This window comes from uncultured Lacinutrix sp. (assembly GCF_947500605.1).
GTDB lineage: Bacteria > Bacteroidota > Bacteroidia > Flavobacteriales > Flavobacteriaceae > Lacinutrix.
In genome coordinates this window covers 33,119-54,644 of the sequence record NZ_CANMSJ010000002.1, presented here as the reverse complement: position 1 = coordinate 54,644, position 21,526 = coordinate 33,119, and the positions used below count along the sequence as shown (strand labels likewise).

General features: G+C 33.9%; 16 protein-coding genes and 1 tRNA gene. 15 read left to right on the top strand and 2 right to left on the bottom strand.

Annotation, left to right across the window (positions count from 1 at the left end):
• Positions 1-142: 142 nt before the first annotated feature.
• Positions 143-215: transfer RNA gene (locus Q0935_RS03470), tRNA-Gln, on the top strand.
• A gap of 92 nt (positions 216-307) precedes the next feature.
• Here Q0935_RS03470 and Q0935_RS03465 read toward each other — a convergent pair.
• Positions 308-1,129 carry a universal stress protein gene (locus Q0935_RS03465; RefSeq protein WP_299382442.1) on the bottom strand — a complete coding sequence of 274 codons (822 nt, stop codon included), beginning with the start codon at positions 1,127-1,129 and terminating at the stop codon, positions 308-310.
• Between the two features lie 302 nt (positions 1,130-1,431).
• Here Q0935_RS03465 and rimP point away from each other — a divergent pair, with 302 nt between their 5' ends.
• Genes rimP through infB form a run of 3 tightly spaced genes read left to right on the top strand, consistent with a single transcriptional unit; the run spans position 1,432 to position 5,999 of the window.
• Complete coding sequence (gene rimP / locus Q0935_RS03460; RefSeq protein ID WP_299382440.1) at positions 1,432-1,893, top strand: ribosome assembly cofactor RimP; 462 nt, start codon at positions 1,432-1,434, stop codon at positions 1,891-1,893.
• A 12-nt stretch (positions 1,894-1,905) separates the two neighbouring features.
• On the top strand, positions 1,906-3,138 hold the full coding sequence (nusA, locus tag Q0935_RS03455) for a transcription termination factor NusA (RefSeq protein ID WP_055435938.1): 1,233 nt from the start codon (positions 1,906-1,908) through the stop codon (positions 3,136-3,138).
• 35 nt (positions 3,139-3,173) lie between these two features.
• A complete protein-coding gene (infB, locus tag Q0935_RS03450; RefSeq protein WP_299382437.1) occupies positions 3,174-5,999 on the top strand; it encodes a translation initiation factor IF-2 in 2,826 nt (941 codons plus the stop codon).
• A gap of 314 nt (positions 6,000-6,313) precedes the next feature.
• Here infB and Q0935_RS03445 read toward each other — a convergent pair whose 3' ends face one another.
• Complete coding sequence (locus Q0935_RS03445; RefSeq protein ID WP_299382435.1) at positions 6,314-6,706, bottom strand: SPOR domain-containing protein; 393 nt, start codon at positions 6,704-6,706, stop codon at positions 6,314-6,316.
• A 212-nt stretch (positions 6,707-6,918) separates the two neighbouring features.
• On the opposite strand from Q0935_RS03445, the gene Q0935_RS03440 reads away from it, so the two are divergent.
• The 11 genes from Q0935_RS03440 to Q0935_RS03390 all read left to right on the top strand — a co-directional run bounded on the left by Q0935_RS03440 (position 6,919) and on the right by Q0935_RS03390 (position 21,501).
• Complete coding sequence (locus Q0935_RS03440) at positions 6,919-8,214, top strand: c-type cytochrome (protein ID WP_299383024.1); 1,296 nt, start codon at positions 6,919-6,921, stop codon at positions 8,212-8,214.
• 88 nt (positions 8,215-8,302) lie between these two features.
• Positions 8,303-11,404 carry a TAT-variant-translocated molybdopterin oxidoreductase gene (locus Q0935_RS03435; RefSeq protein ID WP_299382432.1) on the top strand — a complete coding sequence of 1,034 codons (3,102 nt, stop codon included), beginning with the start codon at positions 8,303-8,305 and terminating at the stop codon, positions 11,402-11,404.
• A gap of 34 nt (positions 11,405-11,438) precedes the next feature.
• Positions 11,439-12,908: an NrfD/PsrC family molybdoenzyme membrane anchor subunit gene (gene nrfD, locus Q0935_RS03430; protein ID WP_299382430.1), complete on the top strand. Its 1,470-nt coding sequence runs from the start codon at positions 11,439-11,441 to the stop codon at positions 12,906-12,908.
• A 3-nt stretch (positions 12,909-12,911) separates the two neighbouring features.
• Positions 12,912-13,442, top strand: a complete 531-nt coding sequence (locus tag Q0935_RS03425; RefSeq protein WP_299249663.1) for a DUF3341 domain-containing protein — start codon at positions 12,912-12,914, stop codon at positions 13,440-13,442.
• 99 nt (positions 13,443-13,541) lie between these two features.
• Positions 13,542-14,009, top strand: coding sequence for a cytochrome c (locus Q0935_RS03420; RefSeq protein ID WP_299249762.1), 468 nt, complete (start codon positions 13,542-13,544; stop codon positions 14,007-14,009).
• Between the two features lie 21 nt (positions 14,010-14,030).
• The gene (locus tag Q0935_RS03415; RefSeq protein ID WP_299249666.1) at positions 14,031-15,422 is read left to right on the top strand and encodes a quinol:cytochrome C oxidoreductase; all 1,392 of its coding nucleotides are present in this window, start codon (positions 14,031-14,033) and stop codon (positions 15,420-15,422) included.
• A gap of 31 nt (positions 15,423-15,453) precedes the next feature.
• Positions 15,454-16,530 carry a cytochrome c oxidase subunit II gene (locus tag Q0935_RS03410; RefSeq protein ID WP_299382428.1) on the top strand — a complete coding sequence of 359 codons (1,077 nt, stop codon included), beginning with the start codon at positions 15,454-15,456 and terminating at the stop codon, positions 16,528-16,530.
• A gap of 26 nt (positions 16,531-16,556) precedes the next feature.
• Entirely contained in the window at positions 16,557-18,344 is a 1,788-nt protein-coding gene (locus Q0935_RS03405) for a cbb3-type cytochrome c oxidase subunit I (protein ID WP_299382425.1), read from the top strand.
• Between the two features lie 195 nt (positions 18,345-18,539).
• Positions 18,540-19,562: a Holliday junction branch migration DNA helicase RuvB gene (gene ruvB, locus Q0935_RS03400; protein ID WP_055435928.1), complete on the top strand. Its 1,023-nt coding sequence runs from the start codon at positions 18,540-18,542 to the stop codon at positions 19,560-19,562.
• 39 nt (positions 19,563-19,601) lie between these two features.
• Positions 19,602-20,528: a tRNA epoxyqueuosine(34) reductase QueG gene (gene queG / locus Q0935_RS03395; RefSeq protein WP_299382420.1), complete on the top strand. Its 927-nt coding sequence runs from the start codon at positions 19,602-19,604 to the stop codon at positions 20,526-20,528.
• A gap of 70 nt (positions 20,529-20,598) precedes the next feature.
• Positions 20,599-21,501 (top strand): hypothetical protein, encoded by a 903-nt coding sequence (locus tag Q0935_RS03390; protein WP_299382418.1) that lies wholly within the window; start codon positions 20,599-20,601, stop codon positions 21,499-21,501.
• Positions 21,502-21,526: the final 25 nt, after the last annotated feature.

Genomic DNA, 21,526 nt, shown 5'->3' with positions numbered 1-21,526 from the left:
TAACAGATAAAATTGAAAAGAGCTCATTTTCACACACATTACGAGCTTTTAGAAAAAAAAGATGAATTTTTTTTATTTTTTTATTGAAAAATGTTTGCGCAACTACAAATTTGTTTTAAATTTGCAGCCTGTTACAAAACAATGGCCTATGGTGTAACTGGTAACACGTCAGTTTTTGGTACTGAAGAGTCTAGGTTCGAGACCTAGTGGGCCAACAAAGTAATCCTAACACATTTATGTGTTAGGATTTTTTGGTTTTATACGTTTTTCTATTAGAATTTTTATATTATTTGTAGTAGTATCGGCGTTAAATTTTAAAGGTAATTACTGGTCTTTTGGCATGATTCACTAAGTCTTCACTTAAGCTTCCATTTAAAAAATGGGCAATACCTTGTCTTCCATGTGTGCTAATGCCAATAAGATCTGCATTAATGATGTGAGAAAAATTTAAAATACCTTTTTCTACAGTTTCATCGTTATATATGTTGGTAGTGTAGTTTGTAAAATTTGTACCTTCGATAAAATCGCTAATTTTTACTTTTGCACGAGCAGTTGTTTTAAAATTTGCAACAGTATTTACCATTAACAAGTGGATTTTTGCATTAAAAGCTTCAGCTAATTTTACTGCTTGTTTGTAGGTTTCTTTATTGTCATTCTCAAAGTCTGAAGCAAAAACAAATTCTTCAATATTAAAATCTTGATGTTCGTTTTTTATAACTAAAACAGGTTTTTCAGATGTACGAACAATTTTTTCGGCATTAGAGCCAATAAACATCTCCTTGAGTCCGGTAGAACCATGAGATCCCATTACAATTAAATCGATATCATGCGACTTGCACGTTTCTAAAATTCCTGTAGAAATATCATGAAAATCTACCATTTCTGTAACTGTAATGTCGTTTAAGTAATCCTTACTCATAACTTCAGCAAATTGTTTATGGGCAAGTTTTATAAAATAAACGGCTTCTGGTAAGTCTGATGGAACACCTTCTGAAATGTGAGACAGTGGTAAATCAAGCATGTGTAGCAAGATAAGCTCGCAATTGTGTTTTTTAGAGAGTTGTGCGGCTACTTTTATCGCATGCTCTGCTTCGTTGGAAAAATCGGTTGGAACAAGAATTTTTTTCATAATAACTATGTTTAGAGGTACTTAAAGTTAGGAAAAAAAATGGACTTCTAAAAATCAAGGATGCTTTACTTTTTCGTTACATTCAAAAAAGACTGTTTATAGAGCTGTGCGTGGTGTTTTCATTAAATGAAGCAGAATAATATTATGCTAATAAATTTGTCATTAAAAAGCTCTTTTTTTTAGTAAAAACAAAAGTCTGCTTTAGTTTTCTATGAAAATTAATAAAAACTATGTATATTTGCAGCGTTGTAAGAAATAATGAATGTGAGCGGACGAAAAGTCCGCTCTTTTTATACTTAAAAATGTTTAACACCACAGTAAAAGATTTATTGAACGAAGCTCTAGAAGAGAGAACCGATTTATTTTTAATCGATTTCACTATTTCTAGTGAACAAGCAGTAAACATAATTATCGATGGCGATAATGGTGTAAAAGTTGACGATTGTATCTTTATTAGTAGAGCAATTGAGCACAATATTGATAGAGAAGAGCATGATTTTTCTTTAGAAGTAGCTTCGGCGGGAGCAGCTGCACCTTTAACACTACCAAGGCAATTTAAAAGAAACATTGGTAGAACATTAGAAGTTAGAACACAAACCGAAAATATTGAGGCAGAGTTAATAGATGTTTCAGATGAAGGTATAGAGTTGACATGGAAAGCTAGAGAGCCAAAACCTGTTGGAAAAGGTAAGGTTACGGTTGTGAAGAATGCAAAAATAGCTTTCAACAATATTGTAGAAGCAAAAGTTGTGATAAAATTTTAATTCAGTAGAATAATGGAGAATATAGCGTTAATTGAGTCATTTTCAGAGTTTAAAGACGATAAGTTTATCGATCGTGTTACGCTAATGGCGATATTAGAAGATGTATTTAGAAATGCATTAAAGAAGAAGTTTGGAGATGATGATAACTTCGATATTATTATAAATCCAGATAAAGGAGATTTAGAGATTTGGAGAAATAGAATCGTTGTTGCTGATGGAGAAGTAGAAGAACCAAACCAAGAAATTTCTTTATCTGCAGCTAGAAAAATTGAACCAGATTTTGAAGTTGGTGAAGATGTATCTCAAGAAGTAAAATTAATAGACCTTGGTCGTCGTGCTATTTTAGCATTACGCCAAAATTTAATTTCTAAAATACACGAACACGATAATACTAATATATTCAAGCAGTTTAAAGAGCTTGAAGGTACATTGTATACTGCTGAAGTACACCATATCCGTCATAGAGCTGTTATTTTGCTTGACGATGAAGGAAATGAAATTATATTACCTAAAGACAAACAAATACCTTCAGATTTTTTCCGTAAAGGAGATAATGTAAGAGGTATTATTGATAGTGTTGAGCTTAAGGGTAATAAACCAGCGATTATTATGTCGCGTACATCACCTAAGTTTTTAGAGAAATTATTTGAATCTGAAATCCCTGAAGTGTTTGATGGTTTAATTACTATTAAAAATGTAGTAAGAATTCCTGGTGAAAAGGCAAAAGTAGCAGTAGATTCTTATGATGATAGAATTGATCCTGTTGGAGCTTGTGTTGGTATGAAAGGTTCTAGAATCCATGGTATCGTAAGAGAGCTAGGAAACGAGAACATTGATGTAATTAATTACACTACCAACCTACAATTATATATAACAAGAGCATTAAGTCCAGCACGTGTTACATCAATTAAAATTGATGAAGAAAACAAACGAGCAGAGGCTATCTTAAAGCCAGAAGAAGTAAGTAAAGCTATTGGGCGTGGAGGTCACAATATTCGTTTAGCTGGACAACTTACTGGTTACGAGATCGATGTGTTTAGAGAAGGCGCAGAAGAAGATGTTGAATTGAGAGAATTCTCTGATGAAATAGAAGGCTGGGTAATTAAAGAATTTAGCAAAGCAGGTTTAGATACAGCAAAAAGTATTCTAGAACAAGATGTTGCAGATTTGGTAAAGAGAACAGACTTAGAAGAAGAAACAATATTAGATGTTATTAGAATTCTTAAGGAAGAATTCGAAGATTAACATATATTTGAGTAAAATTAAGGTAAAGGCAATTTATGGCTGAAACGATTAGATTAAACAAAGTACTACGTGAGCTTAACATCTCTCTGGATCGTGCTGTGGAATTTTTAGATTCCAAAGGTGTCGAGGTAGAGAAGCGTCCGACTACGAAAATTTCTGAAACAACTTATAAGATTCTTTCAGATGAATTCGAAACAGATGCAGGTAAGAAGATGAAGTCTCAAGCTGTTAGTGAAGCTAAGCTTAAAGAAAAGGAAGATTTACGTATTAAACGTGAGCAAGAATTAGAAGCAAAGCGAAAAGAGGAGGATGCAAAAGCAGCTATAGCCAAAGCCAAAGCAGAAGAAGTTGTTAAAGCAGCTAAAACTCTTGCTGGACCTAAAAAAGTTGGTAAAATAGACTTAGATCCAAAAAAGAAAGCGCCAAAAGCAGCAGAAAAAGAAATTAAAGAAGTTAAAGCTGAAACTCCTAAAAAGGAGGAGAAGGTAGAGATTATAGCTCCAGTTAAAACTGAAGTAAAAAAAGAATCTACACCTAAAAAAGTTGAAACTCCAAAAGTTGAAACTCCTAAAGCGGACGCTGAAAAAGTAGAGAAAGAAACTGCTGTTAAGAAAGAAACTCCTGTTAAGGAAGTTCCTTCTAAAGAAGAGGTTGCTCCTGCTGAAGAAAGTAACGCTCCAGAAACAGTAGAAACAAAATATCAAAAACTTACTGGTCCTAAAATCGCAGGTGAAAAAATTGATTTATCTCAATTTAATAAGCCTAAGAAAAAGAAAGAAGTTGCTAAAAAAGGTGATGATGCTAACAAGAAAAAGCGTCGTCGTATTTCTAAGCCAGGAGATAATAGACCAAGTACTGGAGGAAACAACAGAGGTGGTAATACTCGTGGTGGTAACGATAGATTTAAAGGGAAACCTGGACAAGGACGTCGTGCTCCTATAGTAAAAGCAGAACCTAGTGAGGAAGATGTAAAGAAACAAGTAAGAGAAACACTTGAGAAATTACAAGGAAAATCTAACAAAGGTAGAGGAGCCAAAAACAGAAGAGATAAAAGAGATAAGCATAGAGAGCAGACTGAAATCGATGAGCAAATCGAAGCAGCTGAAAGTAAAATCCTTAAAGTAACAGAGTTTGTTACTTCAAGTGAAGTTGCTACTATGATGGATGTACAAGTCACTCAAATTATTTCAGCATGTATGTCTCTAGGTATGATGGTAACAATGAACCAGCGTTTAGATGCTGAAACATTAACTATTGTAGCCGAAGAATTTGGATATAAAGTAGAATTTGTAACTACAGACATTGAGGAATCAATTGTTGAAGTAGAAGATAAACCAGAAGATTTAATAGAACGTGCACCTATTGTTACAGTAATGGGACACGTAGATCACGGTAAAACATCACTTCTAGATTACATTCGTCAAGAGAATGTAATTGCAGGAGAGTCTGGTGGAATAACACAGCACATTGGAGCTTACGGAGTAGAATTAGAAAATGGTCAAAAGATTGCTTTCTTAGATACACCAGGTCACGAGGCCTTTACTGCCATGCGTGCACGTGGTGCTCAAGTAACAGATATTGCAATTATTGTTGCAGCAGCAGATGATGATATCATGCCGCAAACAAAAGAAGCTATTTCTCACGCTCAAGCAGCAGGAGTACCAATAGTATTTGCAATAAACAAAATAGATAAGCCAGACGCTAATCCTGAAAAGATTAAAGAAGGTTTAGCACAAATGAATCTTTTAGTTGAAGATTGGGGTGGGAAAATTCAATCTCATGATATTTCAGCAAAAGTTGGAACTGGTGTTAAAGAACTATTAGAAAAAGTATTACTTGAAGCAGAATTATTAGAGCTTAAAGCAAACCCAAATAAAGCAGCAGTTGGTACAGTTGTAGAAGCATTCTTAGACAAAGGTCGTGGTTATGTATCAACAATATTAGTACAAGCAGGAACACTTAAAGTAGGTGATTATGTATTGGCCGGTAAAAATAGTGGTAAGATAAAAGCAATGCAAGACGAACGTGGACATGATGTTCAATCTGCAGGACCTTCTACACCAGTATCAATATTAGGATTAGATGGAGCGCCTCAAGCAGGTGATAAGTTTAATGTATTTGCAGATGAGCGTGAAGCGAAACAAATTGCAACAAAACGTATGCAGTTACAACGTGAGCAGGATGTTCGTACTACTAAAACATTAACATTAGCAGAAATTGGTCGTCGTATTGCATTAGGTACATTTAAGGAATTAAATATTATTCTTAAAGGTGATGTTGATGGTTCGGTTGAAGCGTTAACAGATTCTTTCCAGAAATTATCTACTGAAGAAATTCAAGTAAATATCTTACATAAAGGAGTTGGAGCCATTACAGAAAGTGATGTATTATTAGCAACAGCATCTGATGCTATTATTATCGGATTTAATGTACGTCCTGTAGGAAATGCAAGAGTTATAGCAGATAGAGAAGAAGTTGATATTAGAACATACTCAATTATCTACGATGCAATTAATGATCTTAAAGACGCAATGGAAGGTATGTTATCTCCAGAGCTTAAAGAAGAGATTACTGGTACAGCAGAAATTAGAGAAATCTTTAAGGTTACTAAAATTGGAAGTATTGCTGGTTGTATGGTAATGAATGGTAAAATATATAGAAACTCTCAAATACGTTTAGTACGTGATGGAGTTGTAGTTTACACGGGTGAATTAGCCTCTTTAAAGCGATTTAAAGATGATGTTAAAGAAGTTGGTAAAGGATACGATTGTGGTATGCAGATTAAAAATTACAACGATATTAAAGAAGGCGATGTAATTGAAGCTTTCCATGAAGTAGAGGTTAAGAAAAAACTTAAGTAAATAGATGCTTAAACAGTATCTATGGAGTTTAATCATTACTCTCTATAATGAATAAAACTAAAACCGCTTTCAATTATTTGAAAGCGGTTTTTTTTATGCTCTTCACTTAACAATTATTCAAACGATTCATGTATTACGTTAGGCTTTTTAATGTTTACTATTTGTTGTTAAATAGCATTACTTAATGCAAACGGTTTCTAACTTTAAGTGAGGAAATAAAAAAAGCGTTATCAAATATTTGATAACGCTTTTTTTATTTTAAACAAGTTCTTCTTGATGGACAGCTTGTTTAATTTATTGTAGTTCTTGCTGTTTTAACTTTTCTTTTTTGGTTTAAAGATAAAAGCACTAGGGAAGTTTTTCTTTACTTTTAATAAAGCTTTATCTGCTTCTAATCGTGTTCTAAAATTACCAACCCATACCTTATAATTTGGTGTTTCGTATACCAATTTAGAAGACCAAGAATTGAAAGAGCTGTCAAAACTATTTTCTATACTTTCAGCACGTTGTCTTGAGCCAGAATAGATCTGTATTTTATAGCGATCGCTATCTTCATCTTCATTATTTATCTGTTTTTTTAACTTTAATATAGCCGAAATCTCTGGGTCTTGATTTACTGTAACAGTACCTTCTTGAGCAATAACGTAACTACTAGTAAGTGTTAAGCCTATGGATAAACAAAGGATTTTTAGAGGTTTAATGTTCATAATCAATATATATTTAATGCAAATGTAAAAGTAATAAACGAAAGAAAATGTCTTTTTCTTATTTAGAATTTTTCTAAATTATAAATTAAGACTTCCTTAAGATTTAAAAAATGGACTTTAAGTATTACTTTTGCCTAAGTTTTTTATAACTGTATTTTTATACATAGATGAAAAAATCGTACCAAAGTTTAGAAGTAAATTCAATCAACAATATGAAACAGGTGATTCACCGCAGATTAGGTCTTAATGTTTTTCATTTTTGCTTAATTTTTTTAATAGCGTTCTCTACTACTCTTTCTGCTCAAGAAGGAGACGTTGCAGCAGGTAAAGCATTATTTAATGCAAACTGTGCATCATGTCACAAATTAGACAAAAAAATGACAGGCCCAGCATTACGTAATGTTGAGAGTCGTTTAGCAGATGACGAAGGTCTTGATAAAGCATGGATATACGCATGGATTAAAAATAGTGCAGGAATGGTTAAATCTGGTGATGCGTATGCAAACAAGATTTATAAGGAGTATAATGGCACTGCCATGACTGCTTTTCCTCAATTAGCAGATGCTGATATAGATAATATATTAGCTTATACTGCAGCTGAAGCTCCGGCACCGGTCGTAACTCCTGGTCAAGCTGTAGCGGCTAATCCTTCTGGAGATACTTCTTCAAATGGATTAATTCTTGGAGCCTTAGCATTATTGTTTGCTTTATTAGCGGGGGCATTATTTTTAGTAAATAAGACATTGCGTCGTTTTGCAGATGAGAAAGGTGTTGTTTTAGCTGATAAACAGAAAAACACTCCTATCTGGAAAGCGTTTGTTGAAAATCAATTCTTGGTTTTAGTTACTGCAATATTGTTTTTATTAGCCTCAGGATATTTTGTGTATGGTTTCTTTATGCAAGTTGGTGTTAATCAAGGTTACGAACCAGTTCAAGAAATTCATTATTCACATAGAATTCACGCAGGAGATAATGAGATAGATTGTAAATACTGTCACTCTTCAGCTAGAGTTAGTAAAACATCCGGTATCCCTTCTTTAAATGTTTGTATGAATTGTCATAAAACAATAGCAGAAGTTGCTCCAGAAACTCAGTCAGAAGGTATGGCAGAATATGGTGTTGATTATAATTCTGAAATCAAAAAACTATACAAAGCTGTTGGTTGGGATGATGCAGAGCAAAATTACACAGGTGAAACTAGCCCAGTGAAATGGACAAGAATTCATAACCTACCAGATTTTGCATACTTTAATCACTCGCAACACGTATCTGTAGCAGGAGTAGAATGTCAAACATGTCATGGTCCTGTAGAAGAAATGGAAGTTATGTATCAATACGCTCCATTAACAATGGGTTGGTGTATTAATTGTCACAGAGAGACAAATGTTAATGTAAAAGATAACGAGTACTATACTAAAATTCACGAACAACTATCTAAAAAATATGGTGTAGAAGAGTTAACAGCTGCACAAATGGGTGGATTAGAATGTGGTAAGTGTCATTACTAAAAATAAATTTTTAGTAACTTCCATTAAAATGGAATCTCTTTAAGAGAAATTTTAAATAATAAATTAAGAAGTAATTCAATTATATAATATGTCATCAAACAAGAAATACTGGAAAAGTGTTGAGGAGCTAAAAGATAGCTCTATTGTTGAGACGCTAAAACAAAACGAGTTTGTAAACGAAATCCCTACTGATGAGTTTCTTGGAGACAAGGAAACATTAGAGTCTTCTTCTACAACACGTCGCGATTTCTTAAAGTACGTAGGTTTTAGTACAGCTGCTGCATCTTTAGCTGCTTGTGAAGGACCAGTAATTAAATCAATACCTTACGTAGTACAACCAGATTCTATTATTCCTGGTGTTGCAAACTATTATGCTACAACTATTGCTGATGGTTTTGATTTTGCAAGTATTTTAGTAAAAACTCGCGAAGGTCGTCCAATAAAAATTGAGAATAATAACCTTGGTGCTACAGATGCTGGAGCAAATGCAAGAGTTAATGCATCAGTTTTAGGATTATATGATAGTTTAAGAGTACAAAGTCCAATGAAAGGCGAATCTGCAATTTCATGGTCTACTTTTACTTCAGAAACTACTCAAAAATTAAACGCATTAAAAGACAGTGGGAAGCAAATTGTGTTATTAACACAAACATATGCTAGTCCAACGACGTCTAAATTAATTGCGGAGTTTAAAGAAAAATATGGGAATGTAAATCATGTAGTATATGACGCTGTTTCGGAGTCTACTGCATTAGATGCATTTCAAGCAAAATATAACGAAAGAGGCTTAGCCGATTATAATTTTTCACTAGCTGCAACAATAGTTGCATTTGGTGCTGATTTCTTAGGAGATTGGCAAGGAGGAGGGTTTGATACTGGATATTCTCAAGGACGTGTTCCAACAAAAGGAAAAATGTCTCGTCATATTCAGTTTGAATCTAATATGTCTTTAGCTGGAGCAAATGCCGATAAGCGTGTGCCTTTAACACCAAGTCAGCAAAAATTAGCTTTAGCAAAATTACATAGCTTATTAGTAGGTGGTGCTTTTTCAGGAAGCTTACCTGCAAACATTGAGAAAGCTGTACAAGATGCTGCTTCAGAGCTTAGAAAAGCTGGAAGTACAGGTGTCGTTGTAACAGGTCTTCAAGATGTTAATGCACAAACGGTAGTTTTAGAGATTAATGAAAAGCTTAACAGTAAAGCTTTCAATCCTAAAAAGCCTATTAAAACTAGACAAGGAAATGATAAGGCAGTTATGTCTTTAGTTGCTGATATGAAAGCAGGTAAAGTTGGAGCTGTTATTATGAGTGGTGTAAATCCACTATATACATTACCAAATGCTTCAGATTTTGCTGAAGGATTAAAAAACACTGAATTATCTGTTGCTTTCTCAATGAAAGCAGATGAGACAGCTTCTGCATCGCAATATATAGCTGCTGCACCTCACTACTTAGAAAGTTGGGGAGATGTAGAGTTGAAGAAAGGTCATTTTGGATTAATTCAACCAACTATTCGCCCTTTATTCGATACAAAACAATTTCAAGACACATTATTACTTTGGAATGGTAGCGATGAGAAGTATAGCGATTACATTAAGTCACTTTGGAATTCTGAAATTTTAGGTGGTGCATCATTCAACCAAGCGTTACATGATGGGTCTTATATCTCTAAATTTTCAGGAGATTTAGTTGAAGATACAACTGAAACTTCAGAAGAAAATGTAGAAACTCCATCTGGAAATGCAGCAAGAGCTTTAGCTTCTAGTGTAACTTCAAATGGAATGGAACTTACTTTATATACTAAAGTAGGAATGGGAGACGGACAGCAAGCAAACAATCCTTGGTTGCAAGAATTTCCAGATCCAATTACAAGAACAACTTGGGATAACTATTTAACAGTTTCTGCAGCAGATGCAAAAGCTTTAGAATTAGTTAACGAACACGAAGCAACAGGTGCATTAAATGGTAGTTATGCAGATGTTACAGTTAATGGTAATAAATTAACTGTTCCAGTAATTATTCAGCCAGGTCAAGCTAAAGGTTCTGTTGGTTTAGCATTTGGTTATGGTAAAGTAGCAGGTTTAAAAGAAGAAATGCAAACTGGAGTTAATGCTTATGCATTATACCAAGGTTTTAATACAATACAAAATGTAACTGTAACAAAGGCAGCTGGTATGCACGAGTTTGCTTGTGTTCAATTACAAAATACTTTAATGGGTCGTGGTGACATTATTAAAGAAACTACTTTAGAGATTTTTAATACTAAAGATAAAAAGCATTGGAATGCAGTTCCTGTGGTGTCTTTAAATCATGAAGAAGTTGAAGTAACTTCTCCAGATGTTGATTTATGGGATGAATTTGATCGTTCAATTGGACATCATTTCAACTTATCTATAGACCTTAATGCCTGTACAGGTTGTGGTGCTTGTGTAATAGCTTGTCACGCAGAAAATAATGTGCCGGTTGTAGGAAAAGAGGAAATACGTAGAAGTCGCGATATGCACTGGTTACGTATTGATAGATACTATTCATCTGAAGATTCTTTTGAAGCTGATGATGCTAAAAAAGAAGGCTTCGATGGCTTATTTGGAGATAATGGATCTTTAGGAGGATTTGGAGAATTAGAACATCCTGCAGATAATCCACAAGTAGCTTTCCAACCTGTAATGTGTCAACACTGTAATCATGCTCCTTGTGAGACTGTTTGTCCAGTAGCTGCAACATCACATGGTCGTCAAGGTCAAAACCATATGGCTTATAACCGTTGTGTAGGTACGAGATACTGTGCTAACAACTGTCCATATAAAGTACGTCGTTTTAACTGGTTCCTTTATAATGGAAACGATGAGTTCGATTACTTTATGAATGACGATTTAGGAAGAATGGTTATTAACCCAGACGTAACAGTACGTTCTCGTGGTGTCATGGAAAAATGTTCTATGTGTATTCAAAAAACACAGAAAACAATTCTTGATGCTAAACGCGATGGTCGTGTTATTAGGGATGGTGAATTCCAAACAGCTTGTTCATCTGCTTGTAGCAGTGGAGCGATGGTATTTGGAGATATTAACGATAAAGATAGTAAAGTTGCAAAACTTTTAGAAGACGATCGTATGTATCACTTATTAGAAAGTGTTGGTACTAAACCTAATGTTCAGTATCATACTAAAGTGAGAAACACGAAAGCATAGAAAGGATTAATTAACGAACAATTATAAAAGGATTATGGCGTCTCATTACGAAGCACCTATTAGAAGACCTTTAGTTACAGGCAATAAGTCGTATCACGATGTAACCGTAGATATCGCAGCTCCTGTAGAAGGTAAAGCCAACAAACAATGGTGGATTGTATTCTCTATCGCATTAGTAGCTTTCCTATGGGGAGTTGGATGTATGGTTTACACAATATCTACCGGAATTGGAACTTGGGGATTAAACAAGACCGTAGGATGGGCTTGGGATATTACTAACTTCGTTTGGTGGGTTGGTATTGGTCACGCAGGAACATTAATTTCTGCAGTACTATTATTATTCCGTCAAAAATGGAGAATGGCAATTAACCGTTCTGCAGAAGCAATGACAATTTTCTCTGTAGTACAGGCTGGATTGTTTCCAGTAATTCACATGGGTCGACCATGGTTAGCGTATTGGGTATTACCAATACCAAACCAATTTGGTTCGCTATGGGTAAACTTTAACTCACCACTACTTTGGGATGTATTTGCAATATCAACGTATTTATCTGTATCATTAGTATTCTGGTGGACAGGTTTATTACCAGATTTCGCAATGTTACGTGATAGAGCTATTAAGCCTTTTCAAAAGAAAATATATAGTTTATTAAGTTTTGGCTGGACGGGTAGAGCTAAAGATTGGCAACGTTTTGAAGAAGTATCATTAGTGCTTGCTGGTTTAGCAACACCATTAGTACTTTCTGTACACACGATTGTATCTTTTGATTTCGCAACATCTGTTATTCCAGGTTGGCATACAACTATATTCCCTCCTTATTTTGTTGCAGGAGCAGTATTTTCAGGTTTCGCAATGGTAAACACTTTACTTATTATCATGAGAAAAGTGTGTAGTTTAGAAGACTATATTACAGTACAACATATCGAATTAATGAACATTGTAATTATGATTACGGGTTCTATTGTAGGTGTTGCATATATAACTGAGTTATTTGTAGCATGGTATTCTGGTGTTGAGTATGAGCAGTATGCTTTCTTAAACAGAGCAACTGGACCATATGCATGGGCTTATTGGTCGATGATGACTTGTAATGTATTTTCTCCACAGTTTATGTGGTTCAAGAAACTTAGAACAAGTATTATGTTCTCGTTTGGAATATCAATTGTTGTAAACATAGGAATGTGGTTTGAGCGTTTTGTAATTATTGTAACTTCATTACACAGGGATTACTTACCATCTTCATGGACAATGTTCTCACCAACGTTTGTAGATATTGGAATATTTATTGGAACTATAGGATTCTTCTTTGTATTATTCTTATTATATTCAAGAACATTCCCAGTAATAGCGCAAGCAGAAGTTAAAACTATTTTAAAGTCTTCAGGAGATAAGTACAAGAACTTAAGAGAATCTGGAAAAACTTTAATGGGAACTGGTGCTGATGCTAGAACATCAATAGTGACAAACTTCGATAATAAAGAACAAAAAAACAATAACGAGTAGCATATGGAAACTTCAAAAGTAATTCACGCTATTTATAACGATGATGATGTTTTAATGGCAGCTGTTAAATCAGTTAAAGCTAAAAGACATCACATTGAAGAAATATATACTCCATTTCCTGTCCATGGACTAGACAAGGCAATGGGATTAGCGCCAACAAGAATAGCAATCGCAGCTTTTATGTACGGTTGTGTAGGTCTAGCAGTAGCCACTTTAATGATGAATTTCATTATGATTGAAGATTGGCCTCAAAACATTGGTGGTAAACCAAGTTTTAGCTACTTAGAAAATATGCCTGCATTCGTACCTATTATGTTCGAATTAACGGTTTTCTTTGCGGCTCACTTAATGGTAATAACGTTTTACTTACGTAGTAGAATGTGGCCATTTAAAAAAGCAGAAAATCCAGATCCAAGAACAACAGATGACCACTTTTTAATGGAAATAGCTGTTCATGGTAACGAAAAAGAATTGCACGATTTACTTTCAGAAACTGGTGCAGTTGAAATAAACGTAGTAGATAATACGCATTAATTATAGACAATGAAGAGCATATTTAACATAACAATATTAGCGCTGGTTCTAGTGTCGATAGTAGCTTGTAAGAAAGATTCGAGACCGAATTATGAATACATGCCTAATATGTACGAATCAGTTGCATACGAAACATATCAAGAGTCTGATGCTTTCGCAAATGGAGTAGAAGCTCAGTTACCTGCAGAAGGAACAATAGCTAGAGGTTATACGCCTTTTGATATTGATAATACTACTGAAGGTTACAATGAAGCTAAAGCAAATTTAAAAAACGTTTTAGATTCTACTCAAGTAGATTACGTAAGAGGTAAAGAATTATTTGATATTTATTGTGGAATTTGCCACGGAACCAAAGGTGACGGTAAAGGTAAATTAGTACAAAGAGAAAAAATTCTTGGTATACCAAGATACGATGATGCTGGACGAGCTATTACAGAAGGTAGTATTTATCATACTATTTACTATGGTAAAAATACTATGGGTTCTTACGCAAATCAATTAAATTACGAAGAGCGCTGGCAAGTAGTTTCATATGTTATGAAATTGAAGGCAGATTTAGAAAAATAAGATTTAGTTAAAGATTATATAATGGAATACAAAATTTCAAATAGACTAAGATTAACTGCAATCATTTTAATGGTCGTAGGACTATTAGGTGTTGGCTATGGCTTTATAACTTCAAATAAATCATTTGCTGAAGTAGAGACTATGTTGGCAAATGAATCACATCATGGAAGTGGACATGGTGAAGCTGCAGCTCATGGAGAAGAAACACATCAAGTAGAAGCTGTAAGTCATGATGCACATGCATCAGAGTCTGCTCATGGTGAAGGCCATGAAGTAGTGGATGAGCATACAAAGCATGTCAATCATGTAATGCACGCAATGCATAACAGACCGTGGTCTGCATTCTATGTTGCAGCATTCTTTTTTATGATGATAGCATTAGGAGCATTAGCTTTTTATGCACTTCAATATGTGTCTCAATCTGGTTGGTCTCCATTAGTATTAAGAGTAATGGAAGGTATAACTGCTTATCTATTACCAGGTGCTCTAATAGTTTTAGCTATTGCTGTTGCTTCTGGTACAATTGGGCACTATAATATATTTGTTTGGATGAATCCTGATATGGTTGATCCTGCTAGTGCAGATTTCGATAAATTAGTTGCTGGAAAAAAAGGTTGGCTAAATACTTGGGGATTTGCAATTAGAGGTCTAATCTTTATTGCTGGATGGTCTTTATATAGACACTTTTCAAGAAAATTCTCTATTGCTCAAGACAAAGCAAACGACAATAAAAATTTCAAAAAGATTTTCCGTATATCAGCAGGATTCTTAGTATTCTTTTTATACACTGAATCTATGATGTCTTGGGATTGGATAATGAGTGTAGATCCTCACTGGTTCTCAACATTATTTGGTTGGTATGTATTAGCAGGAATGATGGTTTGTGGTATTACTGTAATTGCTTTTATAACTTTATATTTAAAGAGTAAAGGTTTATTACCAAACGTAAACGATAGTCATATTCATGATTTAGCAAAATTTATGTTTGCTTTCAGTATTTTCTGGACATATTTATGGTTCTCTCAATTCATGTTAATTTGGTATTCAAACATTCCAGAAGAAGTAACATACTTTGTAACTAGAATAGAAGATTATAAATTACCATTCTTTGGTATGTTAGCTATGAACTTTATCTTCCCATTATTATTACTAATGAACAGCGATTACAAGCGAGTTCCTTGGTTTGTTGTAATGGCTGGTGTTGTAATATTAGGAGGTCATTATATTGATATTTTCAATATGATTATGCCTGCAACAGTAGGTGATCAATGGTACATTGGAATTCCAGAAATTGCATCTTTACTATTCTTTGCTGGATTATTTATCTTTATTGTATTTACTGCGCTTACAAAAGCACCATTAGTACAAACAAGAAATCCATTTATTAAAGAAAGTGAGCATTTTCATTATTAATAACACAATTAAATAAAGAAGAACGACAACAATGACGGCTTTATTATCAATTTTAGTTTTAGTATTTATTTTAGTTGCCATCTGGCAGATGGTCAAGATATTCGATTTAACCCAAAGCGATTCAGTGGATGGAAACAATCAAGTAGCAAATGACAAAGACAATAAATTAAATGGTTATTTAATGATAGGTTTTTTAGCCTTCATTTACATCATTACCATTTGGAGTTTTGTTGAACTTGGTGACTTACCATTAATGTCTAACTCAGCTTCCGAACATGGACCTGGTGTAGATAGTTTAATGATTATCTCAATGATAGTTATTTTCATCGTGCAAACAATAACTCAGTTTTTATTACATTATTTTGCTTTTAAATATAGAGGTGAGAAAGGTAAAAAAGCATTGTTTTATGCAGATAATAACAAGTTAGAAGCTATTTGGACTATTATCCCAGTAATTGTATTAGCAGTATTGATTATTCAAGGTTTATTTACTTGGACTACAATAATGAATGTTAATGAAGATAACGATCCTTTAATAATAGAATTATACGCTCAACAGTTTAGCTGGAAAGCACGTTACGGAGGAGAAGATAATACTTTAGGAAAAGCTAATGTTAGATTAATCGATATTGATCGTGCAAATACATTAGGTGTTGATGAAGCGGATCCTAACGCTCAAGATGACATTATTACTGCAGAGTTACACTTACCAGTTGGACGTCCAGTATTATTCAAAATGCGTTCTCAAGATGTTTTACACTCAGCTTATATGCCTCACTTTAGAGCTCAAATGAACTGTGTTCCTGGTATGATAACTCAATTTGGTTTTACTCCTACAGTTACTACAGCTGATATGCGTGATACTCCAGAGATGAAGGATAAAGTTTCTAATATTAATGATATTAGAGTACAAAAATCTAAAGAGTTAGTCGCTAAAGGAGAGGAAGGTTTAGAGCCTTACACATTTGACTATTTATTATTATGTAATAAAATTTGTGGTAAATCTCACTACAACATGCAAATGAAAATAATAGTTGAAACTCAAGAAGAATATGATGCTTGGATTAAAACCCAAAAAGTATTCAAAAATTCTCTAGTAAATAATTAATAAAAGATTATAAAGATATATAGATTATGTCAGCACACGCAGATACTCACGACGCTCACGACGATCACCACCATAAAGAAACTTTCATAACTAAATACATATTTAGTATTGATCACAAAATGATAGCCAAGCAGTACCTTATTACTGGTACTATAATGGGTGTTATAGGTGTAATAATGTCTTTAATGATGCGTATGCAAATTGCATGGCCAGAAGAGCCAAATGTAATTTTTGAAGCATTATTAGGTAAATGGGCACCAGATGGTGTTATGGATGCTGATATATATTTAGCATTAGTAACAATACATGGTACCATAATGGTATTCTTTGTACTTACTGCAGGTTTAAGTGGTACTTTTAGTAACTTACTTATTCCGTTGCAAATTGGAGCACGAGATATGGCCTCTGGATTCTTAAACATGGTTTCTTACTGGTTATTTTTTATCTCTAGTGTTATCATGGTATCTTCTTTCTTTGTTGAAGCTGGACCAGCTGCAGCAGGATGGACTATTTATCCTCCATTAAGTGCTTTACCTATGGCACAAGGTGGTTCTGGAATGGGAATGACTTTATGGTTAGTAGCTATGGCTATATTTATTGCATCTTCATTATTAGGATCTTTAAATTATGTAGTTACAGTTATAAACTTACGTACAAAAGGAATGTCTATGACTAGACTTCCATTAACAATTTGGGCTTTCTTTGTAACAGCAATAATTGGTATAGTTTCTTTCCCAGTATTACTATCTGCAGCATTATTATTAATAATGGATAGAAGTTTCGGTACATCGTTCTTCTTGTCAGATATTTTTATTCAAGGAGAAGTTTTACACTATCAAGGAGGTTCGCCTGTATTATTTGAACACTTATTCTGGTTCTTAGGACATCCAGAAGTATATATTGTAATCTTACCAGCAATGGGATTAGTGTCAGAAATTATGGCTACTAATTCACGTAAACCAATTTTTGGTTACCGTGCGATGATTACTTCAATTTTAGCTATTGCATTTTTATCAACAATAGTTTGGGGACACCATATGTTTATTTCAGGAATGAATCCATTCTTAGGTTCAGTGTTCACATTCACAACGTTATTAATTGCAATACCATCAGCAGTAAAAGCATTTAACTGGATAACGACAATATGGAAAGGTAACATTCAAATGAATCCTGCCATGTTATTCTCAATAGGTTTCGTATCTACATTTATAACAGGTGGTTTAACAGGAATTATTCTTGGAGATTCTGCTTTAGATATTAACGTTCATGATACGTATTTCGTAATCGCGCATTTCCACTTAGTAATGGGTATATCTGCACTTTACGGTATGTTTGCTGGTATTTATCACTGGTATCCTAAAATGTTTGGTAGAATGTTAAATAAGAAATTAGGTTATATCCACTTCTGGATTACAGCTATTTGTGCTTATGGAGTATTCTTCCCAATGCACTTTATAGGTATGGCTGGATTACCAAGACGTTATTACACAAACTCTAATTTTCCATTATTCGATGATTTAGCAGATACAAACCAAATCATTACAATATTTGCATTAGTAGGTGGTGTAGCACAGTTAATATACTTATGGAATTTCTTTAGTAGCATATTCTACGGTAAGAAAGCAGTTCAAAACCCATGGAGAGCTACGACTCTTGAGTGGACAACACCAGTGAAGCATATTCACGGTAACTGGCCAGGAGAAATACCTCATGTATACAGATGGTCTTACGATTATAGTAAACCAGGACATGACGTTGATTTCGTAATGCAGAACGTTCCTTTAAAAGAAGGAGAAGAAGAATTACAACATTAATAAATGACTTTGTAAATAAGATCTCTCAATAACGAGAAATCAAAACATATTAAAAAGCCTTTCAGTCTAATAAAAACTGAAAGGCTTTTTCTTTATATTTGTTTAAGCTGAAGTTATTCGGTTTGCATTGAACTCATATAATAATGGGTTTTGTATATAATTAAACAAGAATACCGCTTTCGCGGAAAGTACCACATGAACGAAAACCTAGATCCTTCCAGCGATAATTTTTCTTCTGAAGAATTCGACATCGAAAAAACATTAAGACCATTATCTTTTGAAGATTTTTCGGGTCAAGACCAAGTGTTGGAGAATTTAAAAATATTCGTTGAAGCTGCTAACCAAAGAAATGAGGCTTTAGACCATACTTTGTTTCATGGACCTCCAGGTTTAGGTAAAACTACTTTGGCAAACATACTAGCTAACGAGTTAGATGTTGGTATTAAAGTAACTTCTGGACCTGTATTAGATAAGCCGGGTGACTTAGCAGGTTTATTAACGAACCTAGATGATAGAGATGTGCTTTTTATTGATGAAATACATCGATTAAGTCCAATTGTAGAGGAATATCTTTATTCTGCAATGGAAGACTTTAAAATCGACATCATGATTGAGTCTGGACCTAATGCAAGAACGGTTCAATTGAATTTAAATCCGTTTACTTTGGTTGGTGCAACTACGAGATCTGGTTTGCTAACAGCACCTATGCGTGCCCGTTTTGGAATTCAGAGTAGATTACAATATTACGATACTGAATTATTGAGTACAATTATACAACGTAGTGCACAAATACTAAATGTTCCAATAGCTATGGAAGCGGCAATAGAAATTGCAGGTAGAAGTAGAGGAACACCTAGAATAGCAAATGCTTTGTTACGTCGCGTTCGTGATTTTGCACAAATAAAGGGTAACGGAAGTATAGATATTAAAATCGCAAAGTTTTCTCTAGAGGCACTAAATGTTGATGCTTACGGGTTAGATGAGATGGATAATAAAATATTGTCGACTATAATCGATAAGTTTAAAGGAGGGCCAGTAGGTGTATCGACTATTGCTACAGCAGTAAGCGAAAGTCCAGAAACTATTGAAGAAGTTTACGAACCTTTTTTAATTCAACAAGGTTTTATTATGCGTACTCCAAGAGGTAGAGAAGTCACAGAATTAGCCTATAAGCATCTAGGAAGAGTAAAAGGTCCAACGCAAGGAGGATTATTTTAATATTATTGTAATTCTCGAGAAGGTAGGAATCCATAATAAATGATAAATAATAAAGCTAAATACACAAGTCTTATTAAAACCGAAGCTAAACGCCTCGGTTTTTTGTCTTGTGGTATTAGTAAAGCTGAATTTTTAGAAGTCGAAGCACCACGTTTAGAAAATTGGCTTAATAAGAACATGAATGGCGAAATGAGTTACATGGCAAACCATTTCGATAAACGCTTAGACCCAACAAAACTAGTTGAGGACTCTAAAAGTGTTATCTCTCTATTGCTTAATTATTATCCTTCAGAAACACAAAAAGATACCGAAGCACCAAAGTTGTCTAAATATGCTTATGGTCACGACTACCACCATATTATTAAGTCTAAATTAAAAGAACTGACACATTTCATTCAAGATGAAATAGGAGAAGTAAGTGGAAGAGCATTTGTAGATTCTGCACCAGTTTTAGATAAAGCATGGGCAGCAAAATCTGGATTAGGTTGGATAGGCAAACACAGTAATTTATTAACGCAACGCGTAGGTTCTTTTTATTTTATAGCAGAACTAATAATAGATTTAGATTTAGAGTACGATCATGTAACAACAGATCATTGTGGAACATGCACCGCTTGTATAGATGCTTGCCCAACACAAGCGATTACAGAGCCTTATGTAGTAGACGGTAGTAAATGTATTAGTTACTTTACAATAGAACTAAAAGATCAATTACCTAACACAATGAAGGGTAAGTTTGATGACTGGATGTTTGGTTGCGACGTGTGCCAAGATATTTGCCCATGGAATAAATTCTCAAAACCACACAACGAACCACTTTTTAATCCACATCCTGAGTTATTAGATATGACAAAGAAGGATTGGGAAGAAATTACAGAGGATGTCTTTAAAAAAGTGTTTCAAAAATCAGCTGTAAAACGAACCAAATATTCAGGATTGCAACGAAATATAAATTTCTTGAAATAATTCTTTCCATATTGAAAGGAAAGGTAATTTATCTCGACCTTTAAATATTAATTAAAAAGATAATAATAAAATGAAAACATCAATTAAATTTCTAAGTCTATTTTTAGTTTTAAGTATTGTTGCATGTAAGCAATCAACTAAAGAAGAAACAAATATTATAGAGGATATAGAAATAGCAGAAAATCAATATAATATTCCAGATTCTTGGATTCAAGAAAGAGTAGAGGCTGCTAATAAAAAGCTTAATGCAACAGATGCTGGTAAAGTTTTATGGAGTGCAATGGAAGCTCATGGAGGTTTAGATAAATGGTATGGAAATGGATATTTCTCTTTACAGTTTAATTACCAACCTGTAAATGGTAAAGGTATTAGAAACTCTTACCAAACTATAGATACTTGGAGTAATAAAGCAAGACATAATAGTATTACAGATCCAAGCTCTATTTTTGGATGGGATGGAGAAGAGGCTTGGGTAAAAGCTAAGGATAGTACTTCTTTTGAATACGATACTAAATTTTGGGCTTTAACACCATTATACTTTTCTGGTCATCCTTTTGTTTTAGATGGAGAAGGTGTAAATTTAGAGTTATTACCAGAGACTGAATTTCAAGGAGGAAATCAAAAAGTAATTAAAGCAACATATAGTGCTGGTGTTGGTTCTGCTCCAGACGATTATTATATTTTATATGTAAACGCAAAAACTAATTTAGTAACGGCTTTTAAGTATATTGTTTCTTACCCAAAGTATTTTCCAAATGGTGGTCATGCTCCAGAAAAAATAACGGTTACTCAAGGAACTACAACAGTAAACGGTATTGTTTTTGCAACAGGTTTTAAAACTTATTGGTCTACTAATGATAAGGATGGTTTAGGTGAATATATCACCAAAATAGACGTGAGTGATATTAGTTTTTCACCAACAGTAGAAGAAGGATTCTTTTCAAAACCAGAAGGAGCTATAATATTAGAATAATATTTAAACAGAAGTATTTAAATAT

What these genes read in the sequence shown, in the direction of transcription:
- Q0935_RS03465 (WP_299382442.1), bottom strand. Translation starts at nt 1,129, where the DNA reads ATGAAAAAAATTCTTGTTCCAACCGATTTTTCCAACGAAGCAGAGCAT.
- rimP (WP_299382440.1), top strand. Translation starts at nt 1,432, where the DNA reads ATGTTTAACACCACAGTAAAAGATTTATTGAACGAAGCTCTAGAAGAG.
- nusA (WP_055435938.1), top strand. Translation starts at nt 1,906, where the DNA reads ATGGAGAATATAGCGTTAATTGAGTCATTTTCAGAGTTTAAAGACGAT.
- infB (WP_299382437.1), top strand. Translation starts at nt 3,174, where the DNA reads ATGGCTGAAACGATTAGATTAAACAAAGTACTACGTGAGCTTAACATC.
- Q0935_RS03445 (WP_299382435.1), bottom strand. Translation starts at nt 6,706, where the DNA reads ATGAACATTAAACCTCTAAAAATCCTTTGTTTATCCATAGGCTTAACA.
- Q0935_RS03440 (WP_299383024.1), top strand. Translation starts at nt 6,919, where the DNA reads ATGAAACAGGTGATTCACCGCAGATTAGGTCTTAATGTTTTTCATTTT.
- Q0935_RS03435 (WP_299382432.1), top strand. Translation starts at nt 8,303, where the DNA reads ATGTCATCAAACAAGAAATACTGGAAAAGTGTTGAGGAGCTAAAAGAT.
- nrfD (WP_299382430.1), top strand. Translation starts at nt 11,439, where the DNA reads ATGGCGTCTCATTACGAAGCACCTATTAGAAGACCTTTAGTTACAGGC.
- Q0935_RS03425 (WP_299249663.1), top strand. Translation starts at nt 12,912, where the DNA reads ATGGAAACTTCAAAAGTAATTCACGCTATTTATAACGATGATGATGTT.
- Q0935_RS03420 (WP_299249762.1), top strand. Translation starts at nt 13,542, where the DNA reads ATGCCTAATATGTACGAATCAGTTGCATACGAAACATATCAAGAGTCT.
- Q0935_RS03415 (WP_299249666.1), top strand. Translation starts at nt 14,031, where the DNA reads ATGGAATACAAAATTTCAAATAGACTAAGATTAACTGCAATCATTTTA.
- Q0935_RS03410 (WP_299382428.1), top strand. Translation starts at nt 15,454, where the DNA reads ATGACGGCTTTATTATCAATTTTAGTTTTAGTATTTATTTTAGTTGCC.
- Q0935_RS03405 (WP_299382425.1), top strand. Translation starts at nt 16,557, where the DNA reads ATGTCAGCACACGCAGATACTCACGACGCTCACGACGATCACCACCAT.
- ruvB (WP_055435928.1), top strand. Translation starts at nt 18,540, where the DNA reads ATGAACGAAAACCTAGATCCTTCCAGCGATAATTTTTCTTCTGAAGAA.
- queG (WP_299382420.1), top strand. Translation starts at nt 19,602, where the DNA reads ATGATAAATAATAAAGCTAAATACACAAGTCTTATTAAAACCGAAGCT.
- Q0935_RS03390 (WP_299382418.1), top strand. Translation starts at nt 20,599, where the DNA reads ATGAAAACATCAATTAAATTTCTAAGTCTATTTTTAGTTTTAAGTATT.